The organism is Streptomyces aurantiaciflavus (assembly GCF_049808595.1).
In the GTDB taxonomy this organism is placed as follows: Bacteria; Actinomycetota; Actinomycetes; order Streptomycetales; family Streptomycetaceae; genus Streptomyces.
In genome coordinates this window covers 71,602-93,941 of sequence record NZ_JBNCAQ010000014.1, presented here as the reverse complement: position 1 = coordinate 93,941, position 22,340 = coordinate 71,602, and the positions used below count along the sequence as shown (strand labels likewise).

Sequence of the window (22,340 nt, the reverse complement as noted above, 5' to 3'; positions counted from 1 at the left end):
GCGGGCCGGGCCCTGATCGGCGAGGCCGCCCACAACGACGTCCCGATGATGACCAGGTACCTGCTCACGCCTCGGCTGCCGGACCGGTCGACGCGGCCGCCGCCGACACGGCGGACCGCCTGCTGCCCTTCGTACGGCGCGGTGGGCTCAGGCTGACGTACGCACGACCTCGGTCGTGCCCGAGCCGACCGGCCCGATCCGCAGCACCGTGCCCGTCAGATCGGTGAACGGCCTGGCCGTCACCGCTCCACCCCCGTCGGCCGGGCCCGTCACCCGGTACGCCGCCGGGTCGGCGTCGCCGATCTCCACCTCCAGCACGGCACGGGCGTTCGGCGGCACCGTCACCCGGGTCGTGTGCGCGTCGGCGGAGCGCCGTACGGAGACGGACACCGGGCCCCGCAGGGACGGCACGGTCCCCTCGGCCTCGGACAGGGCACCGGTCCTCGGGCGGATGAGGAACTCCGCGGCACCGGGCTTGCTGACCTGCACGCCCAGGATGTGCCGGGCGACGGCGTTCGCCGGCGCGGAGGCCCAGGCGTGGGAGAGGGTCATGTTGGACTTCAGCGCGGGATCCCAGGCCTCGGTGACGATGGTGGCCTTGAGCGCGTCCAGCATGTGCAGCCAGGAGTTGGTGGCCGTGGAGGTGAGCAGCGCGAGCGCGGCGTCGGAGCGGCCGAGCCGGAAGAGGGCGTCGAGGAGGAACTGCGCCCCGTAGACGCTCACCTTCATGCCGCCCGCCGCGAGGGTGTCGCCGAGCCTGGTCAGCACCTCGTCGGTCAGGCCGTCCGCGACACCCAGCGCCACCGGGAAGGCGGTCGCGTGCTGGGCGCTGTGCGTGGTGCCGACGCCGTCCACGAACCGCCCGGCCGAGCTGTCGAGCAGGGTGGCCCGCATCGCCGAGGCCAGGGTGTCGGCGCGCTTGCCGAGCTGGGCGGCGTCGTCCGTCCTGCCCAGCGCGGCCGCACACTTCGCGAGGGCGTCGAACGCCGCGTACTGGAAGGCGTTGACGACCGTGTTGACCTGGGTGAAGACGTATCCGTCGCGGCTGGCCGCCGGCCAGTCGACCAGGTCGCCGAGATCCTGGCTGGTGGAGCCGGGCGCCTTGCGGACCAGGCCCTGGGAATCCAGGTAGGACGTGAGGTTCTTGGCGGCGAGCAGGTCGTAGTCCTTGGCGAGCTGCCGGTCGTCGCCGGTGGCGAGGTAGTCCTCCCATGCGGAGATCGCGCACATCAGCCGGTACTCGGTGGGCCAGGTGCCCTGGCGGGCCAGGTAGTCGTTGGACCAGCGGGCGAGCGCGTAGGAGCGCTGGACGCCGTACTCCGACAGCTGGTTGATCAGCGCGTCGCCCTCGTACGGGCCGCGTTCGCGGGTCGGGGTGTCCGTGTAGAGGTCGCCGCGTGTGGCCTCGATGGAGTAGCGGCACAGCTCCCACACCCGGTCGAGGGCCGGGTCGGAGCTGCGGAAGGAGGCGTGCGACGCGTCCCAGTCGAGCTTCCAGGCGCGGCCGGTGACGACGGCCTTCGACAGGTCGACGGTGGTGCGCAGTTCGGCCCAGCGGAAGCCGCGGTAGCCCCAGTGTTCGACGCGCTGGTCGCCGTCGCGCAGGGTCCACACCTCGCGGTAGGTGTTGGTGGCGCGCAGCTGGTACCTCACGGTGCCGTCGGCGTTCAGTTCCTCGCCGAGCCGCACCTCGACGGTGTCGCCCGCGCTGCCGGTGACCTCCAGGGCAAGCCCCCCGACGATCTCCCGGCCGAGGTCCACCAGCCAGCGCCCGTCGGCGACCTTGGTGACGGAGGCGGGCGTGACGGAGTGCAGCCGTACCGGCTCGATCGGGGCGGGGACCAGGTCGGTGATGGCGCTGCGGACCGCCGCCGCGGCCCAGTCGCCGTCGTCGAAGCCGGGCTCGGTCCAGCCGACGGGCTCGCGGCGCAGGTCCCAGTACTCCTGCGGGACGGTGAAGTAGCTGCTGCCCGCGCTGCCCTTGGACGGCAGCAGCCCGGCCTGGCGACGCGCCTTCCAGTGGTCCCCCGAGGCGATGGTGGACCGGCTGCCGTCGGTGTACGTGATCTCCAGCTGGGCCAGGAACTTCTGCTGCGAGGTGGTCCAGCACAGGGCGGCGAGCGCGTTGGCCTTCCCGTCGGAGCGCAGGGTGGAGGTGATGTCGAACGCCTGGTAGGCCGTCCCGGTGCCGGAGCGCACGGAGGCGTACCCGACCGGGGTGCCGTTGCTCCACACCTTGGCGACGTACTGACGGGCGGGGCCCGGCGAGGTGGCGGCGACGTAGAGGACGGCGGCGGCCACCTCCTTGCCGGCCGCGGTGCCGTACTCGTGCCGGAGCAGCGCCCAGGTGTCGTCGGCGCCGTAGGAGGAGAGCGAGGAGGCTCCGGTGGGGAAGGTGAGCACACCGCCGGAGACGGTGCCGGCGGAGAAGGTGCCCTTGTCGGAGGTGAAGTCGTCGTCGAGGAGGACGGTGCCGTCGGCGGCGGTGAACGTGATCTGGTCGTAGACCTGGGATTCGGTGAGGCCGTTGCGCAGGCCTGTGTTGCCGGACGCGTAGCGGGTGTCGGTGGTGGTGTCGACGACGGTGCCGTTCACGGTGGTGGTGAAGGTGGAGCCGGTCATGGTGACGGCGAAGTCCAGCCACTCGCCCGCGGTGACCGCGAACGGCAGTCTGACCTCGGCGAGGACGGTGTAGGTGCCGTTGACGCACACGTGCTTGCGGAGCACTCCGGGGCTGCCCGCGCGCAACTGCCACATGTAGTTGTTGGCGGTGTTCGCGGCGCGGAACCACACCCCGGCGGCCACCGCGGTGATCTTCAGCCGGGCGGTGAGGGTCCCGTCGGTCATGACCGGCCCGGCCGGCACCCAGATCGGCGCGGCCTCCCACTCGTTCTCCACCGAGGTCGCCAGCAGGGCCGGCTCCGACCAGGCCGACCGTTGCTTGCCCCAGCTGCTGACCCGCCACCAGTAGGCGGTACGGGGCTGCAGCGCGGGCCCCTCGTACGGTACGGCGGTGGAGTCGCCGGACTGCCGCCTCCCCGAGTCCCAGACCAGCTGGTCGTCCTCGAACCCGCCCGGGGTGGCCGCCAGTTGCAGCTGATAGGCGCGCTGGACGGTAGCCGCGCCGAAGTCGGGCACCTGCCAGCTGAACCGGGGACGCCGCCCCGTGCTCGTCACGAGCGCCTGAGGCAGCAGATCGGCCAGCATCCCGGTCGGCGCGAGGGGCTTCCCGGGGGCGGCGACCGCCGTCCCTGAATCGGGTGCGGCGAAGGCCCTGGTGCCCGACAGAACGACGGAGGCGGTCGCGGCACCGCCGAGCTGGAGAAGTCTTCGACGCGACAGGTCCCAGGACATGGTGCACCCTCGGTTCGGTTGGTGAAAGGTTTCAAGGCGATTGCCCGGAGGTTAGGGTTCCGCACCAAAGATGGTCAATGGGTCGGAGGTGATTGGGGGCGCAGCGAGTGAAACGATTTAAACGGCCCCCTCGGCGTCCAGCCACAGGAAGTGGCCTACGTCGGAGACACGTACACCCTCGACGCCGAAGGCGCCCAGGGCGTGGGGGTGCACGCCTACTGGCTCGACCGCGCGAACACCAGCCCCAGCCAGGCCGTCGAGAACGGCGTCGCGCTCGCTTCGGGGATCGCCCTCTTCAAGATCGCCCTCTTCGCGATCGGCAGAGGACGGGCGTCGTCCAGGAGCTGGCGTCCGGCCGCTGTCAGCGTCACCCCGGTCGGGCGGGTGGGCGAGCCGCGGGATGTCGCCGAGGCGTACCTGTATCTCATGCGCGGCGGCTACAGCACGGGGTCGGTGGTGGTCACGGACGGCGGCGGCCTGCTGGTCTGACGACGCCGGCGTGGTGGCCTGTCGGCGGTGGCCCGGCGACGCGGCGGCGGCCCGCTGCCGCCGGGCCCGACCGTGGTGCACTGTCAGCGGTGCTTGACGCCGGCCTGCGCGCCCGGGGCGAGGGTCGGTTCGGTGACGGGGACGTCGCCGAGAGCCTGGTCGATCGCGGTCAGCAGGTCGTCGGACAGCTCGACGTCGGAGGCGGCGGCGTTGGCATGGACCTGTTCGGGGCGGGAGGCGCCGGTGATCGCGGAGGCGACCTCGCCGCGGCGCAGAACCCAGGCGAGCGCCAGGGTGGCCATGCTCATCCCCGCCTCCTCGGCGATCGGGACCAGGCGCTGGACCGCTTCGAGGGTGGCGTCGCTGTAGACGAGGTCCTGGGACACCGCCATCTCCGCGGAGGCGAACCGGCTTCCCTCGGGGACGGGTTGCCCGGGCTTGTACTTGCCGGTGAGCACGCCCTGGGCCAGCGGCGACCAGACGATCTGGGAGATGCCGTTGGCCGCGCAGAGGCCGAAGACCTCGGCCTCGGGGGCCTGCCACAGCATGGAGTACTGCGGCTGGGAGGAGACGAACAGATCGGGGCCGGCGACGTCGATCGCGGCCCGGATCTGCTCCGGGGTCCACTCGCTGAAGCCGACGTAGCGGGCCTTGCCCTGCTCGACGACCTTCTGGAACGCCTCGACGGTGTCCTCGATCGGCACGGACGGGTCGAAGCGATGCGCCTGGTAGAGATCGACGTAGTCGGTCTGCAGGCGGGTGAGGGAGGCGTCGATCTGCTGGGCGATCTGCGCCGGGGACAGGCCCTGGTCGGCCGGGTCGTCCGACGTCGGGAAGTAGACCTTGGTGGCCAGGATGTACGAGTCGCGTGGGCGAGCCGAGAGGATGTCTCCCCACGCCGACTCGGCGGCTCCCCGCCCGTAGACGTTGGCGGTGTCGAAGAAGGTGACGCCCGCGTCGAACGCCGCCTCGGTGCAGGCGCGCGTCGCGTCCGCCTCGATGCCGCCGGAGTAGGTGAGCCAGGAGCCGAGGGAGATCTCGGAGACCTCCAGGTCCGAGCTGCCGAGTTTGCGGTACCGCATGGTTGCTCCTTCCGGTGAACGGGTGACGGGTACCCGGTCAGCGCCGGCGGGCCGCCGGCTCCAGGGCGGGGTTGACGAAGCTGGTGTCGGCCGGGTTGATGACCGTGCCGGGGGCGACGATCTCGTCGATGCGGTCCAGGACCGCCGGGTCCAGGGTCACATCGGCTGCGGGCAGCTGCGTCTCCAGGTGCTCCAGGGTGCGCGGGCCGATGAGGGTGGAGACGACCGCGGGATGGTTGAGCGCGAACGCGATGGCCATCTCGATCAGCGTCATCCCGTGGTCCTCGGCGAGGTGGGCGAGGGCTTCGGTGGCCTCCAGCTTGCGCTGGTTGACCGGCAGGGACATGTCGAAACGGTCGGCCAGCCGCTGCCGGGCCGGGGAGGGAGTGGGCAGGTCGGCGTCCTGGCGCCAGCGGCCGGAGAGCCAGCCGCCGGCGAGCGGACTGTAGGTGATCACGCCCATGCCGTGCCGGGCCGCGGTGGGCAGCACGTCGGCCTCGATGCCGCGGACCAGCATCGAGTACGGCGCCTGCTCGCACACGAACCGCTCCAGGCGCCGGTCGTGGGCGGCCCACTGGGCCTCGACGATCTGGCTGCCGGGGAAGGTGGAGGAGCCGACGTAGCGGACCTTGCCCTGGTGCACCAGGTCCGACAGGGCGCCCAGGGTCTCCTGGATGTCGGTGTCGGGCGAGGGCCGGTGCACCTGGTACAGGTCGATGTGGTCGGTGTGCAGTCGGCGCAGCGAGTCCTCGACGGCACGCATGATCCAGCGGCGGGAGTTGCCGCGCTGGTTGGGGTCCTCCCCCATCGGGTTGTGGAACTTGGTGGCCAGGACGATGTCGTCACGGCGGCCCTTGATCGCCTGTCCGACGATCTCCTCGGACTCGCCGTTGGAGTAGACGTCGGCGGTGTCGATGAAGTTGATGCCGGCGTCCAGGGCGCGGTGGATCGTTCGCGTGGCCTCGTCGTGGTCGGGGTTGCCCCAGGGGCCGAACATCATCGCACCGAGGCACAGCTTGCTGACGGACAGGCCGGTACGGCCGAGCAGTCGGTGTTCCACAAGAGTCTCCAGGGGTCGGGGCAGGTCGGCAGACGGTGCGGCGCTTCGTGCTCGCCGCGGGGGTGCTTCGTCAGCCGTTCACTGCCTGCTGGGCCAGGACGCTGTCGGCGGCCTGGTACATCCGGGTGGGCCTGCCGTCTCGGACCGTCCAGTCGCACACGCCTGGGTGTGGAGATGGTTGCCCTGGCGGCCCTCGAGAACATGCAACCGGTGTCGGCCGGGGGGCGGGAGTCCCTGTCGTGAGGGGTACTGGCAGGGACCCCCATCCGCGACAGATGCTGCCTACTCTGGCCGTATGGACAACCGGGACGAAGTCAGCGCGTTCCTCCGCTCCCGGCGGGACAGGATCACCCCCGAGCAGGCGGGTCTGCCGGTGTACGGCCACCGGCGGGTTTCCGGGCTGCGCCGGGGCGAGGTCGCGATGCTCGCCGGGGTGAGCGTCGAGTACTACACCCGCCTGGAGCGCGGCAACCTCGGCGGGGTCTCCGACAGTGTCCTGGACGCGCTCGCTCAGGCGCTCCGGCTGGACGACACCGAGCGGGATCACCTGTACGCCCTGGCACGCGCGGCCGGCACCAGCCCGGCCCGCGTCCGGCGCCGCCCGAAGAGGACCACCGTACGGCCCAGCGTGCTCCGCATCATCGAGGGCCTGCACGACCAGCCGGCATACGTACGCAACAACCGCATGGACATCCTGGCGGCCAATCCGCTCGCCCGTGCCCTGCACTGCCAGGCGTTGCAGCAGGAGCCGGTCAACCCCTGCCGGTTCGTCTTTCTCGACCCGCGGGCGACCTTGTTCTACCGCGACTGGGAGCGCGTGGCCCGCGACGGGGTGGGCGTGCTGCGGGTCGAGGTCGCCAAGAACCCCTACGACCGCGAACTGCAGAGCCTGATCGGTGAGTTGTCCACCCGCAGTGACGCCTTCCGCACCCTGTGGGGTGCGCACGACGTGCACGTCTACACCGACGGAACCAAGCGGTTCCGGCACCCTGCGGTGGGCGATCTGGAGCTGGTCCACGAGTCACTTGACCTGCCCGGCGACGAAGGGCTGTCCATCACCGTCTACAGCGCCGAGCCCGGCACTCCCGCTGCGGACGCTCTGACGCTGTTGGCCAGTTGGGCTGCCACCCAGAACCAGGATCAGGACGAGGCCGCGGCGCAGTCCGACGCCGAGCGCTGAGCAGGGGCCGATTTGTCGCCAGGGTCCCGGTGCCTGCGCCGCCGCGGGCGCGGCGTCGGGTCACTGGTCCGGGGTCGGCTGACAGGCGTCCTGGGGAGGCGCCCGCTGCATCTGGTCGGCCGGGCCGCCTCTACACACATCCCGACGGCCCGGTCGGGAACTGAACGACCCCGCACCAAAAACGTGCCATGCCGTCATACGACGGCGGCCAGCAGGCCGGCAGCACGATCTCCAGCACCGCCCGCCCGAGTCCCTTCTCTGGCGCTCGGTGAGCCTCTCGCCACCCGTAACCGCCCGGCTCGCGAAGTATCGATGTATCGAGCCTGCGCCCGGTAACCTCCGCCCGGCGGCAGCCGACCCCCGTGCGGCTGCCCTGCGGCGGAGAGCCGCCTCCTCACCCCTCGTCGCCCCCGGGCCGATGGGGGTGGCGGAACACACGCAGCAGCACGCTGCCGAGCACGCCCGAGCCGGAGAAGTAGCCGATCTGCCGGGAATCGAGGCTCTGATCGGGGTTGTCCCCGAGGAGGACGAGTTTTCCGCTGGGCACTTGCTGTTCCGGCACGCGGGACAGGGCCGGGACGCGGTCTCTCGGCACGGGATCGCCGGGGGTCGCGAGTACCCGCTTGATCAGGAAACCCTCCTCCTCATGCGGGTCGGCGACCACGACCACCCGGTCGCGGAGGGCCGTGGTCCCCCGCGCCACCAGGACGCGGTCCCGGTTGTAGTAGGTGGGTTCCATGCTTCGGCCGCGTACGGTGACCAGGACCAGGTGGCGCCCGAGCAGGCGGGCGAGACAGCCGGTGAGGCGTCCCGGCCGGGATCCGTGCGAGGGCGTCGACGTGGAGGAAGGCCAGGAGGCCGCTAGCGTCTCCAGCTCTTCCCGACTGGGCATCTTCCCGGCCGCCGGTTCGAAGGAAGGGGGGCGATCCGCGTCGGCCGAGCGGGGCGTCACCGGGGTACCGCCACGTCGGAGACGCCCGGCGCGGTTCCCACGGACTGGTCCTGGTAGTCCCTGGCCTGCAGGGTGAACAGCCCGGCGTACGTCCCGCCTGCCGCCAACAGCTCGTCGTGGCCGCCCTGTTCCACGATCCTGCCGTCCCGCAGGACCACGATGACGTCCGCCTCCCGCACTGTTCCGAGCCGGTGGGAGATCAGCACGCTGGTCTTCCCGGAGCGGAAGCGCCGCAGGGATGTGTGGATCTCGTGTTCGGCCTCCGCGTCGAGGCCGGAGGACGGCTCGTCCAGGATCATCAGTTCCCGTTCGTGCCGCATCAGTGCGCGGGCCAGGGCGACCCGCTGCTGCTGGCCCCCGGACAGCAGCACCCCGACGGCAGGATCGGACTCGTCCGGTGTCAGCACGAACTTCCGCGAGAGCAGTGTGTCGTAACCCTGCGGCAGTGCGGCCAGACAGGGGTGGACCCCCGCACGGCGAGCTGCTTCCTGGATACGTGACCGGTCGGTCAGCGCGTCCACGTCACCCAGTCCGATGTTCTCGGCAGCGGTGAGGTCGTAGTGCAGGGAGTCCTGGAAGACCACGCCGATCCGGGACCGCAGCTCCGCCGGGTCGATCTCCCGGATGTCGACCCCGTCCCAGAGGACCGCGCCCCGGGTCGGGTCGTAGAGCCGGCACAGCAGTTTCACCAAGGTCGACTTGCCCGCGCCGTTGAGTCCGACCAGAGCCAGAGCCTGCCCGTGCGGGAGGAAGAGGTTCACCCCGCGCAGGACCCACGGCAACTGGTCCGCGTACCGGAACCACACGTCGCGGAACTCGATCCCACGCCGCAGGGAAGGCAGCGGCCTGGGCCGCTCGGACACGGGCAGATCGGATCCCAGAACCGTGACCGCCCGAAAGCGGTCGAAGAGGAGCAGCGCCTGGGCCGTCGCCGCCGTCTGTGTGGCCAGCGCGGCGAGCGCGCCCTGGACCGCCGTGACGGCGGCGGCGAACAACGCGATGCCGCCGACCGACAGGCTGCCCTGACGTGCGGCGTCCACAGCCCAGAGCAGGCCACCGCCCGAGACCGCCGCGGCCAGGCTCTCCAGGCAGAACTGCACGGACAGTTCTCGGCGGTCCATGCTCCTGCGGGCCGCGTTGTTGGCCAGGCGCTCGCGCCGCATGGAGGTCCTGAAGAATCCCCCCAGGCCGAAGATCCGCACCTCCTTCGCGCCCTCGACCGTGCTCAACAGCTGGTTGTAGAAGAACTCCTTGCGTTCCATCGGGCTGATGTCCATGACGAGCTGCGCGCGCCGGCGTGCGAGCAGTCCTTCGGCGATCAAGGTCGGTACGGCGGCTCCGAGGACGATCAGGGCCATGACCGGGTTGAGCACGAAGAGCGAACCGGCGAAGCCGAGGATCGGCAGTACCTGGCCGACGATGTCGAGGCAACCGCTGACGATCTGGAGGGGGGCGCTTCGGCTCGCCGCCTGAGCGAGGCTGAGTTCGTCGAGGAACCGCGGGTCCTCGAAACGGGTGATACCGACGAACCGGTTCACGGCCGCGAACAACTGGTCCATGGCCGCCACCCCCGTCCGGCGGTCCAGTTCGGCATGCAGATACTGCGCCACGAGCGGAATGACAGCCGTCGCGATGCCGACCGCGGCCAGGGCGGCCGCCAGCCCTGCCAGGACGGACAGTCCGGCCCCCTGGACGAGGTCGTCCAGCAGAAGCTTCATCAGCCACGCGGTGGCCAGGGGGAGGGCCCCACGGCAGAGCGTTGCCACGGCGAAGGCGCACAGGTGCCAGGGTGCCGTCCTGCACACCAGCAGCGATGCCCCTCCCCCCAGGCGTACCGTCCGGGAGAGCCCGGCGCGGACCGCCGGCAACGCTTTCCTCCACGACCGTGCACGCACGCGATCGCCCCCCGTCATGCGGCGGCCGCGGTGGGCAGGGCCAGCACCCGGTCGGACGTCACCACGGTCCGGCCGCGGACGGTGCCGACCCGTAGCACCGTGGGGGTGGCGGACGTTCGGAAGGCCGTGCTGACCGTGCCCAACGGCTCCTCGACGACGACATGGGCGACGGGGCGCAGCATCGCCACCAGTTCACCGGAGGCCGAAGCGTCGCCGATCACGACCGCGATCCTGTGGGCCCTGTCGTTCTCGTCGGCTTCCGCCCACCGGATGAACTCCGGCACCAGCGCTTTGCACGGCCGGCAGTCGGGTGCGAAGAAGGCGACGACGCTGTCGTGCGTCAGGGATGCGCGGCCCAGCGGTTCGCCGTCCACGCTGAGCACGTTGAAGTCGCCCACCTCGTCGCCTGTTCGGATACCGGCCTGCTGCCGGATGGGGGCGATGATCTCGGTGTGCTCGCGCAGACGCTTGATCACGCCGACGGTCAGCAGGAGGTTCAGCAGACAGAGCACCGCCATCAGCACGAAGGCGGCCGTCAGGACGTACATCAGGACTCCCGGGGTTCGATCGGGAAACGAGTGGAGGATCCGTCCGCCTCGATGTCCGTGAGGGGCCGGAAGAGCGCGAGGATCTCGTCGAGAGCTGCTGTCACCAGGCCCATGGCCAGCCCCGCGAGTGCCGCCACCGCCGCCTCGCCCGCGCTCGCCGAGCCCGAGACCGGCGCCAGGAGACAACTCAGCGCCACGACGACGAGCAGGGCGTTGCGAGCGATGTGCCGGACGCCCACAGGTGTGGCGGAGGCTCCGAAGCAGCGGCACGTGACAGCGGAGCGCCGCCTGACGGTCCGGGCGATGCCGACCGTGAACGCGGCGAGCAGCGACGTCGCCAGGAGCTGACCCAGTGTCCCGGCTTGTGCTGTCGGCACCGCCAGGAGCGCCCAGACCGCGAACTCCGCGGTCACGACGGCCGGTGCGGCGAGTCCTTGCAGTGCCGGGGGGACCACGCGCATCCGCGCCAAGGAGTGCGCGAAGTCCTGGTACGCCGCGCGGCTGCGCGCTTTGCTCAGGGACGAGATCAGGAAGACCGTGCCGATGAGGCTGCGTGCCGCGATCTCCAGTGAGGTCAATGCCGTTCCCTTCGGCGGCGGTTGCGGCGGCCCGCGGGCCGGGGCGGTCGCCCCCGCCACCAGGAGGTCCGGTGGCGGGGGCGGTGTTCACCTGGGGCCCGCCGGCAGTCAGCCGCAGATGCCGCGCGTGAACCTGGAGCCGTTCCAGTACGCCTCGCAGGGCGCGTTGTAGCCGAAGTGACCCCACGGGCCGTTGTTGCACTGCCAGCACTGGGCGTAGTGGTACCAGCCGGGGGCGGCCGCGGCGTCCGCGGTGACGCTCGGCACGACGCGTTCCAGCAGGGCGGTGCCCAGTGCTTCGATCTTGGCGAGCATGGCTTCTCCTTCTTCTCAGACGCCGCACCGCGGGACGCGGAGCCGGTCGTTGAGTGCCACCGTGCCGGTGCGGCCGTCGGCAAACCTTCGGAAAGTCTTGAATCAGGCTGGAGCGGCTGATCAGAGGCCGGTAGACCGGTGATCAAGCAGGGGGCAGGAAGGGGCGCCGATGCCGGTCCGATTCGGGATGCTGGGCACCATCGAGGCGTGGTGGGACGGCGTACCCATGGATGTGGGGCACGCGCGCCAGCGGCGGGTTCTCGGCGTCCTGCTCACGGATGCCGGTCGGGTGGTGTCGGCGGACGCGCTGGTGGACCGGGTGTGGGGGGAGAGCGCGCCGCGGCGGGGCCGGGAGGTGCTGTACGGCTATGTGTCCCGGCTGCGGCGCGCGATGGCGGAACCGGGGCTCGACATCGTTCGGGAGCAGGGCGGTTACCGCCTCGCGGTGGAAGCGGGGGCGGTGGACGTCAACCAGTTCCGCAGCCTGGCGGACCGTGCTCGCGGGGCGCACGGGGATGAGCAGGCCGTGGCGTGGTGGGAGGCGGCGCTGGGGCTGTGGCGGGGAGAGGCGTTCGCGGGGGCGGACACCCCGTGGTTCAACACCCTGCGCGACGTGCTGCATGCCGAACGGCTGGCCGCGCAGTTGGACATGGCCGACATCCGGCTGCGTCTGGGTCAGCATCGTCGCGTGCTGAACGAGCTGTCCCCTCTCGCGGAGGCGCATCCCCTGGACGAACGGCTGACCGGCCAACTGGTTCTGGCCCTCTACCGCTGTGGCCGCGCCGCCGATGCCCTCGACGTCTACCACCGCACCCGGCAGCTGCTGGGCGAAGAGCTCGGCCTGGACCCCGGCCCCGTGTTGCAGCAGCTTCATCAGGACATCCTCACCGCCGCCGACCGGCTCGCACCCGCCCCCGAGGTCGCGCCCCGTGGGCCACGGGCACGAGCCGGGGCGCCCCGCGTGGAGCGGCCGCAGCCCCTGGTGGGACGGGTGGAGGAGGTCGCCGTTCTGCGAGCGGTGCTCGACGACCGCACAGCGCGCGAGCCGCGGGTGGTGGAGATCGTCGGGGAACCGGGCATCGGCAAGACCAGGCTGCTGGCCGAGTTCCGTGCGCTCGCGGCGCACAGCGACGTGAGGGTGCTGGCCGGCCGTGGCGCCGAGATCAGCGAGATCCCCTACGGCCTGTTCATCGACGCCTTGGACGGCGCTCTCACGCCGGAGACTCCCGACTGTGCGGGATCGGGCGAAGCCGATGAACGGGATCCGCAGGGCTCGTTGTTCTCCTTGCTGGCCGACCGGCACACGGCTGGGCGGGCTGCGCTGCCCGCCGAGCGCTTCCGCCTGCACAGGGCGGTGCGGGAGCTGCTGGAAGAGGTACACCCTGGTTCGAGGCTGGCGCTGGTCCTGGACGATGTGCACTGGGCGGACGAGAGCAGCATCGAGCTCATCGAGTACCTCGTGCGGCATCCGCCGGGAAGAACGGTGACGGTCGTCCTCGCGTACCGCCCCCGCCAGATACCGCCGAGACTGGCCTCGGCATTGGTCAAGGCCGACGCCGACAGCCGCCTGACCAGGGTTGAACTCGGTCCGCTGTCGGTAGCCGCAGCCGCGGAGTTGTGCGGACCGCGGGTCAGCCGACTGAGGTGCCGTCAGCTGTTCGACGCCACGGCGGGCAACCCTCTGTATCTGCAGGCGCTGCTGCATCGAGCGGAGACCAAGGAACGGCCGGACGACCAGCTGCCGTTGTCCGTGCGTGCCACGCTGCTGGACGAACTGGAAGACCTGCCGCCGGTCGCCCGCGTCGTCGTGCACGCGGCGGCCGTCCTCGACGATCCGTTCGACGCGGAGATGACGGCCGTGGTGGCGCAGGTCGGTGAGAGCGATGTGCTGTCGGCACTGGACGAACTGACGCGTCGGGATCTGGTGCGTCCCGTGGGCGCCGTCCGACGATTCGAGTTCCGGCATCCCCTTGTGCGCAGCGCCGTGTATGACGGGATGGGAGCGGGCTGGCGGCTCGGGGCGCACGCCCGCGCCGCGGCGGGCCTGGCCCGACGCGGAGCACCGCCCGTCGCGCGGGCACCGCACGTGGTGCGCTCGGCGCGTGCCGGGGACGAGGCCGCTGTCGCGCTGTTGACCCGGGCCGCCGACGACCTGATGGTCAGTGCGCCGGCGACGAGTGCGCGTTGGACGCGCGAGACCCTGCGCCTGCTCCGCGCCGACGATCCACGCCGCTGGGAACTGCAGCTGAAGGAGGCGACCGCGCTGGGGACGGCCGGACACCTGCGGGAGAGCCGCGACCTGTTGCGCGAGCTCACTACGTGGGCGCTCGTCCCCTCGCATCCGCTGCGCACGCAGGCTGTCGTCTCCCTGGCGGTGATGGAGCGGCTTCTGGGCAGGTTCGAGGCGGCGACGGCCGTGCTCCGGCGCGAACTGGCGCAGAACACCGAACTCTCGTCGGCGCAGTCCGCCGCACTGGAGGTCCAGGTCGCCGCCGCCGAGCTGCGCAGCGGCGACTTCTCCCAGGCTGTCGACTGGGCCCGGCGCGCGCTGCTCTCGGCCCTGGGGGCGGGCGAACCGGTGCAAGTGGCGGGGGTCCGTGCGCTGCTGGCGCTGGCCCACACCTCCGCCGGGGAGGCGAGCGAGGGAACGAGTTGTCTCGACGCCGCGGTGAAGGTCCTGGACGACACCGAGGACCGGCGCCTCTTGGAGTACCTCGACGCGCTGATGCTGGTCGGCTGGACGGAGATCCTTCACCGCCGTCACAAGGCGGCCCTCCGCCACCTCGACCGTGGCCTGGCCCTGGTCCGCCGGACCGGTCAGAACTACCTGCTGACCGACCTGCTCATCGCGACGGCCTTCGCTCACCTGGGACTGGGAAACCTCGGTGAGGCGGCCGCGTACGCCGACGACGGCTTGGAGGCGGCCCTGCTGCTCGGCACCAACGAGCCCCGTGCGCTGGCCATGGCTGTGGCCGCCGCGGTCTCCCTGTGGCGAGGACATCATCCGGCCGCGCTCAAGATCTGCGAGGAGGCGGTCACCGCGAGGCGGGGGGATGCGCCGGAACGGGGAACGGTCGTCATCGGGGTGCTCAGCCAGGCCCAGCTGCTGTGCGGAGATTCCGCGGGATGCGTGCACACCGTGCTCGACGGCGGGGGCGGCCGGGAACTGCCCCTCGTCGAGGCACCGGAACGGCCGTTGTTGTTTCGTACCCTGGCCCAGGCCGAACTCGCCCGGGGCGACATCGAAGCCGCGCAGACGTGGGTGCGACGAGCCGCCCGAGTGGCGACAGCCGACCAGCCCGCGGCCGTGCGCGCTCTCGTACTGCTGGCCCACGCCGAGGTGGCCCTGCTCCGGGACAACGCGGACGCGGCGCGTGCGGCGCTCGAAGCGGCGGCGGTGTTCAGCGACGCGGCGATGCCGCTGTACGAGGCTTCGGCCCGCACCGTTGCGGCGAGCGCACTGGCCGCGTTGGGCGACCAGCCCGCCGGCATCGATGAGGCAGCCCGTGCCCAGAGGCTGTTCGACGCCTGCCAGTGACGGCCGTATCGGTCACGGCGGCCCCGCTCGCCGACGTACGGCGCGACGTCAGGCGCCGGCCAGTCCCGGGAGGTGTTCGGCCAGATGCATGGCGTGCAGCCGTGCGTACTCGTCGTGCGTACAGCGTCCGTAGGCAGGGTGCGGGGCGTGCTCTGCCGTGTGGCCGGTGAACAGGGCCACCGCGTCCGCGAGGCCGGCCGCGGCCTCCGCCGTGGGCAGGTTCGGGTCGAGCGGCGGTGCTCCGTCGATCTCCGCGCCGAGCGGGTGCTTCATCGCTCCTCGGCGCAGGAAGACGCGTTTGGCCAGGGCGCCTGCCGTGGACCGGAACAGGGCGGGCTTGAGCTTGGGGTATCCGGTCACGGAGTAGCGGACGGTCTGGGCGCAGTGCTGCAGCGTCTGGGACAGGTTCCAGGGACCGCCCGGCGCCAACAGGTCACGCTCGGGGCGACCGAGGTCCTTGTGGAGCCGCTCAGTGAGCTGAGGGAGGGTGAGTGAGGCCACGCCGCGACCATACATCGGTACGAATTTCCTCTACGCGCCGCACCCCACCTCGACCCCGCCCCCGGCCCCCGTCGGCAACCGACAGGTCAGGCGGATGCCGTCGGCGCCGGTGAAACGCAGCTGAGCGCCGGGTGCGGGCGTTCGCTAAGTCGGGTCCACGTCGGCGCGCAGCAGGTGGTGGTCCGAGTACGGGGTCGGATGCACCTGGTGCTCGAGCGGGACGACGCCTCGCAGGAAAACGTAGTCGAACTTGCTCTGCCAGTCGGTGGTCGGCTTGCAGGTGCCGGTGGGCGAGGGATGGCACTGGGGGTCTGTGTCCGCGGCGAGTGCCCACATCCCGGTGAGTTCGGGGGCGTCGGGCACGGCGTTGAAGTCGCCGAGAACGATCGCGCGGTCGTGCCGGGCGACGTCTGCGGCGAGTACGCGGGTCTGGTCCGCTCGGACTGCCTCTTGACGTCGTTCGGCGAGGTGTGTGTTGAAGACCCGGACGGAGCGGCCGCCCACAGTGGTGGTGACTGCCATGTACCCACGGTCTTCGGATCCGCCGTCGGGGTATTCCACGTTGACGGGATCCGTCATCGGTGCCGCCGAGAGGACCGCCTGGCCGTAGGCACCCGGACTCCACGGCACTCCCCCGCAGCGGCCCCAGTTCCGAAGTACCGCCCCGTACTCAACGTGGTAAACGAGTCCATGACGGCGCTTCAGATAGTCCCGGATCCTTTCGACGTCACGCACGCACGCTTCTTGCATACCGATGACCTGGGGCGCAAACGTGGCGATCTCCGCTGCCCGGTCGACGTTGCTTGCCTCGCAGGGGTTGCAGATGTTCCACGTCATGACCCGGTTCGGTACGACATCCCTGACCGCTTCGACGGGCTGTGACCCGGCGGACAGGGCACCGCTCGGCGCACTGGGGCCGACGAGCACCATCCAGGCCACGGTCATGGCACCCGCGAGCAACCACGCGCCCCTTCCGAGCACTATCGCCTCCTCGAAGTGGATGCATATGGCGTCTGTCGCTTCTATGCACGAGGTTATGGCACGGGACTCGGCTGAACGGCCCATCATGCGCATGCTGTCGATTTCGACAGCATGCGCCCAAAGCGCTACCTGCGGGCCGGGGTCATGCCTGGACCGCGTACAGATGGAAGTCGCTGCTGCCGACATAGACCACACTGTTGGCGACCGCCGGCGCGGAGTCCACGATCATGCCGGTGGGGAAGGCCCAGCGCTGCCTTCCGGTGTCCGCGTCCACCGCATACAACGTGTAGTCCCAGCTACCGACGTAGACCACGCCGTTGGCGACGGCCGGCGACGACGTCACGTCGCTGCCGGTGCGGAAGGCCCAGCGCTGCCTTCCGGTGTCCGCGTCCACCGCGTACAACTTGCCGTCGTTGCTGCCGACGTAGACCACGCCGCCGGCGACTGCCGGCGACGAGACGACCATGTCGCCGGTGCGGAAGGACCAGCGCCGCTTTCCGGTGTCCGCGTCCACCGCATACAACGTGTGGTCCCAACCACCGATGTGAACGACGCCGTTGGCGACTGCCGGTGACGCGGCCAGCCCGTTGCCGACGGGAAAGGACCAGCGCCGCTTTCCGGTGCTCGCGTCCACCGCATACAGGTTGCCGTCGTTGCTGCCGACGTAGACCACGCCGCCGGCGACTACCGGCGAGGAGAGCACGATGCTGCCGGTCGGAAAGGACCAGCGCCGCTTTCCGGTGTCCGCGTCCACCGCGTACAACTTGTGATCGTCGCTGCCGACGTAAACGACGCCGTTGGCGACTGCCGGCGAGGAGAGCACTGTGCTGCCGGTGGGGAAGGACCAGCGCTGCTTTCCGGTGCCCGCGTCCACCGCGTACAGCTTGCGGTCGTGACTGCCGACGTAGACCACCCCGTCGACCACGGTCGGCGACGAACGCACCCAGTCGCCGGTGGGAAAGGACCAGCGCTGCTTTCCGGTGCCCGCGTCCACCGCGTACAACTTGTGGTCGCGGCTGCCGACGTAGACCGTCCCGTCGACCACCGTCGGCGACGATTCCACGGAATTGCCGGTGCGAAAGGACCAGATCTGCTCACCGGGCTTTCGGCTGGGACTCGGGGCGGCAGAGGAAGAGGAGCTGCTCTTCCCGGCGGGTTCTCTCGGCGGCGCTGCGTCGGAGGAGCCGTCGTCGAGCTGCTTCCAGGTGACGAGGACGGCCGCGGCGGTGAGAGTGGCGCCGGTCAGGGCGAGCAGGGCGCGGCGCCGGGACACGGGGAGGTGGGGCCCGGAGGGGTGGCCGTGCGAAGGGGGTGGTGTGGGGTCCGCCGGCAGTTCTGCCGCATCCGATGCGCTGGTGCCGGGCGCGGGCGGGACGGGTACCGGTCCGGGCTGTTCGCCGGTCTGAGTGGGTGCTTGGTGTACCTCGGGTATCGGCTCGGCGGCGGCTGGGGGCGCGTACGGTTCGGGGTGGGGCCGCTCGGCGGACGGTGGGAGGGCCGCTTCCGGCGGTGTGTGAGACGAGGAGTCGGGGGCGGCCTGCGTTGCCGTGGGCGGCGGCGCTGGGGGTGTGCCCGGCGGGGGCGGGGTGTGGGGAAGGGGAGCGGCGGTGTGTTCCCGGACGAGCTGGGCGACGGGGTCGGGCATCCAGCCGGGCTCGGTGAGCAGCAGTGTGGCGGCGGCCGTATCGCCGCCTCTGTCCTCGCCGGCGCTGGTCAGCCGGTCGAGGATGTCGGCGACGGTGGGGCGCTCATCGGGCTGTTTGGCCAGGCAGGCGGCCACGACAGGGCGCAGTTCGGGTGGGAGCGGGTCCAGGTCGGGCTGTTCGTACACGGCGCGGAAGTGAAGCGCGTGCGGGGTGCCGGTACCGAACGGGCCGACCCCGGTCGCCGTGTAGGCCAGTAGGGCGCCGAAGGCGAAGACGTCGCTGGCCGGTCCTACCGGCCGACCGGTGAGTTGTTCGGGGGACATGAAGCCGGGAGTACCGATCGTCATGCCGGTGCCGGTGAGCGCGCTGGCCTCGCCGGCGATCGAGATGCCGAAGTCGATCACTCTCGGACCGTCGTTGGCGAGGAGCACGTTGGAGGGTTTGAGGTCGCGGTGGACGACTCCGGCCGCGTGGATGGCCTCCAGGGCCTCGGCCAGTGCGGCGCCGAGGGCGAGTACCGACTGGATCGGCCAGGGACCGTGTCCGGCGATCGCCTCGCCCAGGGAGAAGCCGGGTACGTAGACGGTGGCCAGCCAGGCCGGGGAGCCGTCCGGGTCGGCGTCGACGACGCCGGCGGTGAACGCCCCGTTGACCCGCCGGGCCGCGGTCACCTCGCGGGCGAAGCGGCGCCGGAAGTCGCCGTCCTGGGCCAGCTCGGGGCGCACCACCTTCACCGCGACCGGGCGCCCGCCGGGCGAACGCGCCAGGTACACATGCCCCATGCCGCCGGAGCCGAGCCGCGCCACGATTTTGTAGCGCCCCACCCGCTGCGGGTCCTCCGGCTCCAGGTCCTGTAACGCTCCCACCCGATGCCCCTCCCCCCGCGCCCCTCGTAGGGGCCGCTGTCGAGATGCCCGCATCATTCCGGAGATCCTGCGTTCTGCTCAATCCAAAGACGCAGAGCGGCACGTTCCGCCACAGCGGGGGCCGGACGTGATCAGCGGGAGGAAGCCTGCGCGCAGGCGCACCGGCTGACGCCCAGGGACGGCGATCCGCACGTGCCGCGCCGCGGCTCCGCCGACGACCCGTACCGGCTCTCCCCGGCATGCGCCGCGACTGGACCCGTGCCCTCAGCCGGGCGTTCCGCCCTGTGAGTCGGTGGCGTCGTCGAGGTACCACCCGTACGGACCAGGCCGTGCGCCGACAGCGGATCGGGGCGCGTAATGCTGGTTGTACAGCGCCGCGACGAGCTCGCCCCGGCTGTTGACGCCGGCCTTCGTGTAGATCGCTTTGAGGTGGTCCTGGACGGTGAAGGGTGAGATGGCCAGCCGCGTGGCCATCTGGCGGGTGCTCCGGCCCTGTGCGGCGAGTTCGGTGATCTCACGCTCGCGGGGTGTGAGCCCGTACGCCTGAGTGATCACCTCGCTGATCACCGTGGGGCGGGCGCCCTCGACGATCACGGCGATCTGGTTTCCCGCCGCTGAGCCGTGCAGCACGACCCACCGGCCGTCCCGACCGGGCAGGGCTGCTCGGGCCAGGCCGTCACCGGTGCGGACGGCGGCGGCCACGGCCCGGACCGCACTGGGCAGCCGGTCCCGGTCGTCGAGGGTGTTCAGCCATAGACGGGCGTCGTCGGTCATGGTGACCGTCTCCCCTGTCGGCTGCACCAGCAGAAGACCGGGCGGCGCCGACAGGTCGCCCGGAGCGGCGAGCGCGGCACGGAGCAGGGTGAGGCGGAGCAGGTCCGCGACGGGAGTGACGATGCCGGCAAGGAGCTCCAGGTCGGCTGCCGAGAACGGCGGTGACGGCTGGGCCCGGTACAGAGTGAGCGAGCCCCAGCAGCCTGTCTTCGAGCGCAGCATGACACGGACCTCGTCGCAGATTCCGAAGCGGCTCAGCAGGGGCTCGTAGCGCTCGGCCACCGTGATGTCGCCGCCGGTCGCGGCGTGCAGGCCCGCGACAGGAACGGGAGCGTTGGCCAAGCGTGCGTAGCTGTTGACGTCGGTCCCGCGGAACTCCCCCTCGAAGATGACGGTCTCACGGGCGGCGGAGCCCTCGGCATCGATGCCGCTGACGAAGCAGCTCGTCCACAGGAGAGTCGACGGGTCGACGGTGGAGATGGCGGCGAGATCATAGCCGACCGCCTTGCGCAGCAGCCGGTCCAGCTCGATCCGCACCTGGGTGAGGTCCAGTTCGGAGGCGGCGAGCTGCCGGATGCGTGCGGTGAGGTCCATGCGGCCGAGCATGCCCCACAGGCCATGGCAGGCGGTACCCCCACGATCCCGGGATGGCGCCGCGCCGTCGCGCCCGTCCGGCTTCCCCGACCGCGAGCGCAGCCGCGACGACAGACCCCCATATTCCTGGGATAGGCCCTGCGCCTGCCCCTCACTAGGTTCTGAAGCATGAACACAGCGAGTGAATCCGCGCAGGTGACCGAGGTCGGCGAGCGGAACATGAGGAACATGAGGCGGATCTACGAAGAGGGCTTCGATCAGGGCGCACTCGACGTCCTCGACGAGGTCTTCGCCCCGGACATCGTCAACCACACCGCACCGGAAGGGCATCAGGTGGGGGTCGAGCCGGTGCGCGGGCTGATCCGCATGCTCCGCACCGCCTTCCCCGATGCCCGCGTCGAGATCGAGGACATGGTCGCGGCCGGCGACGTCGTCGTGATGCGCAACTGGTACCAGGGAACCCACCACGGGCCGTTCATGGGCCACGAGGCGTCGGGGCGCTCGTTCCGGTTCCGGCAGATCCACTGGATGCGCTTCGACGCCGAGGGCAAGGTGGTCGAGCACTGGGGCGTCCGTGACGACGTCGCGCATCTCCGGCAACTCGGCCTGATCGGCTGACACACCGGGGCGGCGGCACGGCCGCACGCGAGCGTTCTGCCGCCGTCGCCGGACCCCGCACACCTGGGCTGAAGGGTGCGCAGGCACGATCGGTAAGGGCGGACGATAATCAGGGCATGGGGCGTCGCATCGCCGACGTGAGCACTCCCGCCCGGGTGGCCGCACCGGGCGAGGGCTTGGGGCAGGACGAGCTGGCCCTGGCCGCCCGGAATCACGGCCTGCCCCTGGAGGCCATGCGCTACGACGTCACCCCGCCCGGCCTCCACTACGTCCTGACGCACTACGACATCCCCTATGTCCCGGACGAAGCCGCCTGGCGGCTCACGGTGAGCGGCCGTGTACGGCGCACGCTCAGCCTTTCGCCGACGCAGCTCCGCACGTACCCCGCGATCACCACGCGCGTGACCCTCGAGTGCGCGGGCAACGGCAGAGCCCTGCTGACGCCGAGGCCGGTGAGCCAGCCGTGGCTGGTCGGAGCCGTCGGCACAGCGGAGTGGACGGGAGTGCCGCTGCGTGTCCTCCTCTATGAGGCCGGAACGCGGCCCGACGCCGTCGACGTCGTGTTCACCGGGGCGGACCACGGCGTGGAGCGCGGTGTCGAGCAGGACTACCAGCGGAGCCTTCCGTTCCACGTCGCCACCGGCGACGAACCCGAGGTGCTGGTGGCCTACGCCATGAACGGCGAACCTCTGCCGCCCCAGCACGGCAGCCCGCTCCGCCTCGTGGTGCCCGGTTGGTACGGAATGGCCCAGGTGAAGTGGCTGCGCGACATAACCGTCCTCGACTCGCCCTTCACCGGCTTCCAGCAGTCCGTCGCCTACCGGATCAGGAAGGCGCCCGAGGAGGTGGGCGAACCGGTCACCCTCATCTCTCCCCGGGCGCTCCTGATCCCTCCGGGTTTTCCCGACTTCATGTCCCGGACCCGAGTGGTCGTGCCCGGCGCGGTCACGCTGGAAGGACGGGCATGGTCGGGAGGTGCCCCGGTGACGGCGGTGGAGGTGAGCACGGACGACGGCGTGACGTGGCATCCGGCCGAGCTGGAACCGGATCACGGACACCGGTGGGCCTGGCGCCGGTGGTCCTGCGTGTGGTCGGCAGTCCCCGGCGACCACGTCCTGAGCGCCCGTGCCTACGACGCGGCGGGAAGCACCCAGCCAGTCGAACAGCCCTGGAACCTGGGCGGGTTCGCCAACAACCTCGCCCAGCGAGTTCCGGTGGTGTGCTCTGACACGGCATGACCGCCCGGCCGCCTGGAACCGGTCGGTTCGGCGCGTGTGGAGTCGGTGCCGACGAAGGCTGGAAGCCGAGTCCGGTGCGGGCGGCACCTGCTCGTGGCGACCACGGAGGCCGGCAGCAACGCCACCCGGCG

Annotated in this window: 17 protein-coding genes; 5 read left to right on the top strand and 12 right to left on the bottom strand. The window is 71.2% G+C overall.

Annotated features, from left to right (window positions below):
- Positions 1-147 precede the first annotated feature (147 nt).
- Positions 148-3,354, bottom strand: coding sequence for a family 78 glycoside hydrolase catalytic domain (locus tag ACPT94_RS18870; RefSeq protein ID WP_425246343.1), 3,207 nt, complete (start codon positions 3,352-3,354; stop codon positions 148-150).
- 150 nt (positions 3,355-3,504) lie between these two features.
- Here ACPT94_RS18870 and ACPT94_RS18865 point away from each other — a divergent pair, with 150 nt between their 5' ends.
- Entirely contained in the window at positions 3,505-3,843 is a 339-nt protein-coding gene (locus tag ACPT94_RS18865) for an HAD family hydrolase (RefSeq protein WP_360333081.1), read from the top strand.
- Between the two features lie 83 nt (positions 3,844-3,926).
- On the opposite strand, the gene ACPT94_RS18860 is transcribed toward ACPT94_RS18865, so the two are convergent.
- Both ACPT94_RS18860 and ACPT94_RS18855 read right to left on the bottom strand, forming a co-directional pair.
- Positions 3,927-4,925, bottom strand: coding sequence for an aldo/keto reductase family protein (locus ACPT94_RS18860; RefSeq protein ID WP_360333078.1), 999 nt, complete (start codon positions 4,923-4,925; stop codon positions 3,927-3,929).
- 37 nt (positions 4,926-4,962) lie between these two features.
- Complete coding sequence (locus ACPT94_RS18855) at positions 4,963-5,985, bottom strand: aldo/keto reductase (RefSeq protein WP_360333075.1); 1,023 nt, start codon at positions 5,983-5,985, stop codon at positions 4,963-4,965.
- Between the two features lie 295 nt (positions 5,986-6,280).
- Here ACPT94_RS18855 and ACPT94_RS18850 point away from each other — a divergent pair, with 295 nt between their 5' ends.
- Positions 6,281-7,165, top strand: coding sequence for a helix-turn-helix transcriptional regulator (locus ACPT94_RS18850; RefSeq protein ID WP_425246342.1), 885 nt, complete (start codon positions 6,281-6,283; stop codon positions 7,163-7,165).
- Between the two features lie 394 nt (positions 7,166-7,559).
- On the opposite strand, the gene ACPT94_RS18845 is transcribed toward ACPT94_RS18850, so the two are convergent.
- The 5 genes from ACPT94_RS18845 to ACPT94_RS18825 all read right to left on the bottom strand — a co-directional run bounded on the left by ACPT94_RS18845 (position 7,560) and on the right by ACPT94_RS18825 (position 11,453).
- A complete protein-coding gene (locus ACPT94_RS18845) occupies positions 7,560-8,057 on the bottom strand; it encodes a S26 family signal peptidase (RefSeq protein ID WP_360333069.1) in 498 nt (165 codons plus the stop codon).
- Positions 8,058-8,113: 56 nt separating this feature from the next.
- Positions 8,114-9,835, bottom strand: coding sequence for an ABC transporter ATP-binding protein (locus ACPT94_RS18840; protein ID WP_425246341.1), 1,722 nt, complete (start codon positions 9,833-9,835; stop codon positions 8,114-8,116).
- 191 nt (positions 9,836-10,026) lie between these two features.
- The gene (locus tag ACPT94_RS18835) at positions 10,027-10,560 is read right to left on the bottom strand and encodes a TlpA family protein disulfide reductase (RefSeq protein ID WP_360333063.1); all 534 of its coding nucleotides are present in this window, start codon (positions 10,558-10,560) and stop codon (positions 10,027-10,029) included.
- Complete coding sequence (locus tag ACPT94_RS18830; protein WP_360333060.1) at positions 10,560-11,138, bottom strand: MauE/DoxX family redox-associated membrane protein; 579 nt, start codon at positions 11,136-11,138, stop codon at positions 10,560-10,562. The genes ACPT94_RS18835 and ACPT94_RS18830 overlap by 1 nt, the downstream gene beginning before the upstream one ends.
- A gap of 108 nt (positions 11,139-11,246) precedes the next feature.
- Positions 11,247-11,453 carry a hypothetical protein gene (locus ACPT94_RS18825; RefSeq protein WP_360333058.1) on the bottom strand — a complete coding sequence of 69 codons (207 nt, stop codon included), beginning with the start codon at positions 11,451-11,453 and terminating at the stop codon, positions 11,247-11,249.
- A 169-nt stretch (positions 11,454-11,622) separates the two neighbouring features.
- Here ACPT94_RS18825 and ACPT94_RS18820 point away from each other — a divergent pair, with 169 nt between their 5' ends.
- A complete protein-coding gene (locus tag ACPT94_RS18820) occupies positions 11,623-14,991 on the top strand; it encodes an ATP-binding protein (protein ID WP_425246340.1) in 3,369 nt (1,122 codons plus the stop codon).
- A gap of 48 nt (positions 14,992-15,039) precedes the next feature.
- On the opposite strand, the gene ACPT94_RS18815 is transcribed toward ACPT94_RS18820, so the two are convergent.
- The 4 genes from ACPT94_RS18815 to ACPT94_RS18800 form a co-directional block, all read right to left on the bottom strand.
- Positions 15,040-15,492, bottom strand: a complete 453-nt coding sequence (locus ACPT94_RS18815; RefSeq protein WP_425246339.1) for a DUF1569 domain-containing protein — start codon at positions 15,490-15,492, stop codon at positions 15,040-15,042.
- Between the two features lie 144 nt (positions 15,493-15,636).
- Positions 15,637-16,476, bottom strand: a complete 840-nt coding sequence (locus ACPT94_RS18810) for an endonuclease/exonuclease/phosphatase family protein (RefSeq protein ID WP_360333398.1) — start codon at positions 16,474-16,476, stop codon at positions 15,637-15,639.
- Positions 16,477-16,615: 139 nt separating this feature from the next.
- Positions 16,616-18,985 (bottom strand): outer membrane protein assembly factor BamB family protein, encoded by a 2,370-nt coding sequence (locus ACPT94_RS18805; protein WP_360333050.1) that lies wholly within the window; start codon positions 18,983-18,985, stop codon positions 16,616-16,618.
- A gap of 264 nt (positions 18,986-19,249) precedes the next feature.
- The gene (locus ACPT94_RS18800; protein WP_360333047.1) at positions 19,250-20,353 is read right to left on the bottom strand and encodes a helix-turn-helix transcriptional regulator; all 1,104 of its coding nucleotides are present in this window, start codon (positions 20,351-20,353) and stop codon (positions 19,250-19,252) included.
- A gap of 168 nt (positions 20,354-20,521) precedes the next feature.
- On the opposite strand from ACPT94_RS18800, the gene ACPT94_RS18795 reads away from it, so the two are divergent.
- Together ACPT94_RS18795 and ACPT94_RS18790 are read left to right on the top strand one after the other, a co-directional pair.
- Positions 20,522-20,971: an ester cyclase gene (locus ACPT94_RS18795; protein ID WP_360333044.1), complete on the top strand. Its 450-nt coding sequence runs from the start codon at positions 20,522-20,524 to the stop codon at positions 20,969-20,971.
- 116 nt (positions 20,972-21,087) lie between these two features.
- Positions 21,088-22,209 carry a sulfite oxidase gene (locus tag ACPT94_RS18790; RefSeq protein ID WP_360333041.1) on the top strand — a complete coding sequence of 374 codons (1,122 nt, stop codon included), beginning with the start codon at positions 21,088-21,090 and terminating at the stop codon, positions 22,207-22,209.
- The last annotated feature ends 131 nt before the right edge of the window (positions 22,210-22,340 follow it).

Excerpts from the sequence above, each read along its gene's own strand:
- ACPT94_RS18825 (WP_360333058.1), bottom strand. The coding sequence starts at position 11,453 with ATGCTCGCCAAGATCGAAGCACTGGGCACCGCCCTGCTGGAACGCGTC.
- ACPT94_RS18860 (WP_360333078.1), bottom strand. The coding sequence starts at position 4,925 with ATGCGGTACCGCAAACTCGGCAGCTCGGACCTGGAGGTCTCCGAGATC.
- ACPT94_RS18870 (WP_425246343.1), bottom strand. The coding sequence starts at position 3,354 with ATGTCCTGGGACCTGTCGCGTCGAAGACTTCTCCAGCTCGGCGGTGCC.
- ACPT94_RS18795 (WP_360333044.1), top strand. The coding sequence starts at position 20,522 with ATGAACACAGCGAGTGAATCCGCGCAGGTGACCGAGGTCGGCGAGCGG.
- ACPT94_RS18790 (WP_360333041.1), top strand. The coding sequence starts at position 21,088 with ATGGGGCGTCGCATCGCCGACGTGAGCACTCCCGCCCGGGTGGCCGCA.
- ACPT94_RS18800 (WP_360333047.1), bottom strand. The coding sequence starts at position 20,353 with ATGGACCTCACCGCACGCATCCGGCAGCTCGCCGCCTCCGAACTGGAC.
- ACPT94_RS18835 (WP_360333063.1), bottom strand. The coding sequence starts at position 10,560 with ATGTACGTCCTGACGGCCGCCTTCGTGCTGATGGCGGTGCTCTGTCTG.
- ACPT94_RS18845 (WP_360333069.1), bottom strand. The coding sequence starts at position 8,057 with ATGCCCAGTCGGGAAGAGCTGGAGACGCTAGCGGCCTCCTGGCCTTCC.
- ACPT94_RS18850 (WP_425246342.1), top strand. The coding sequence starts at position 6,281 with ATGGACAACCGGGACGAAGTCAGCGCGTTCCTCCGCTCCCGGCGGGAC.
- ACPT94_RS18840 (WP_425246341.1), bottom strand. The coding sequence starts at position 9,835 with ATGAAGCTTCTGCTGGACGACCTCGTCCAGGGGGCCGGACTGTCCGTC.
- ACPT94_RS18820 (WP_425246340.1), top strand. The coding sequence starts at position 11,623 with ATGCCGGTCCGATTCGGGATGCTGGGCACCATCGAGGCGTGGTGGGAC.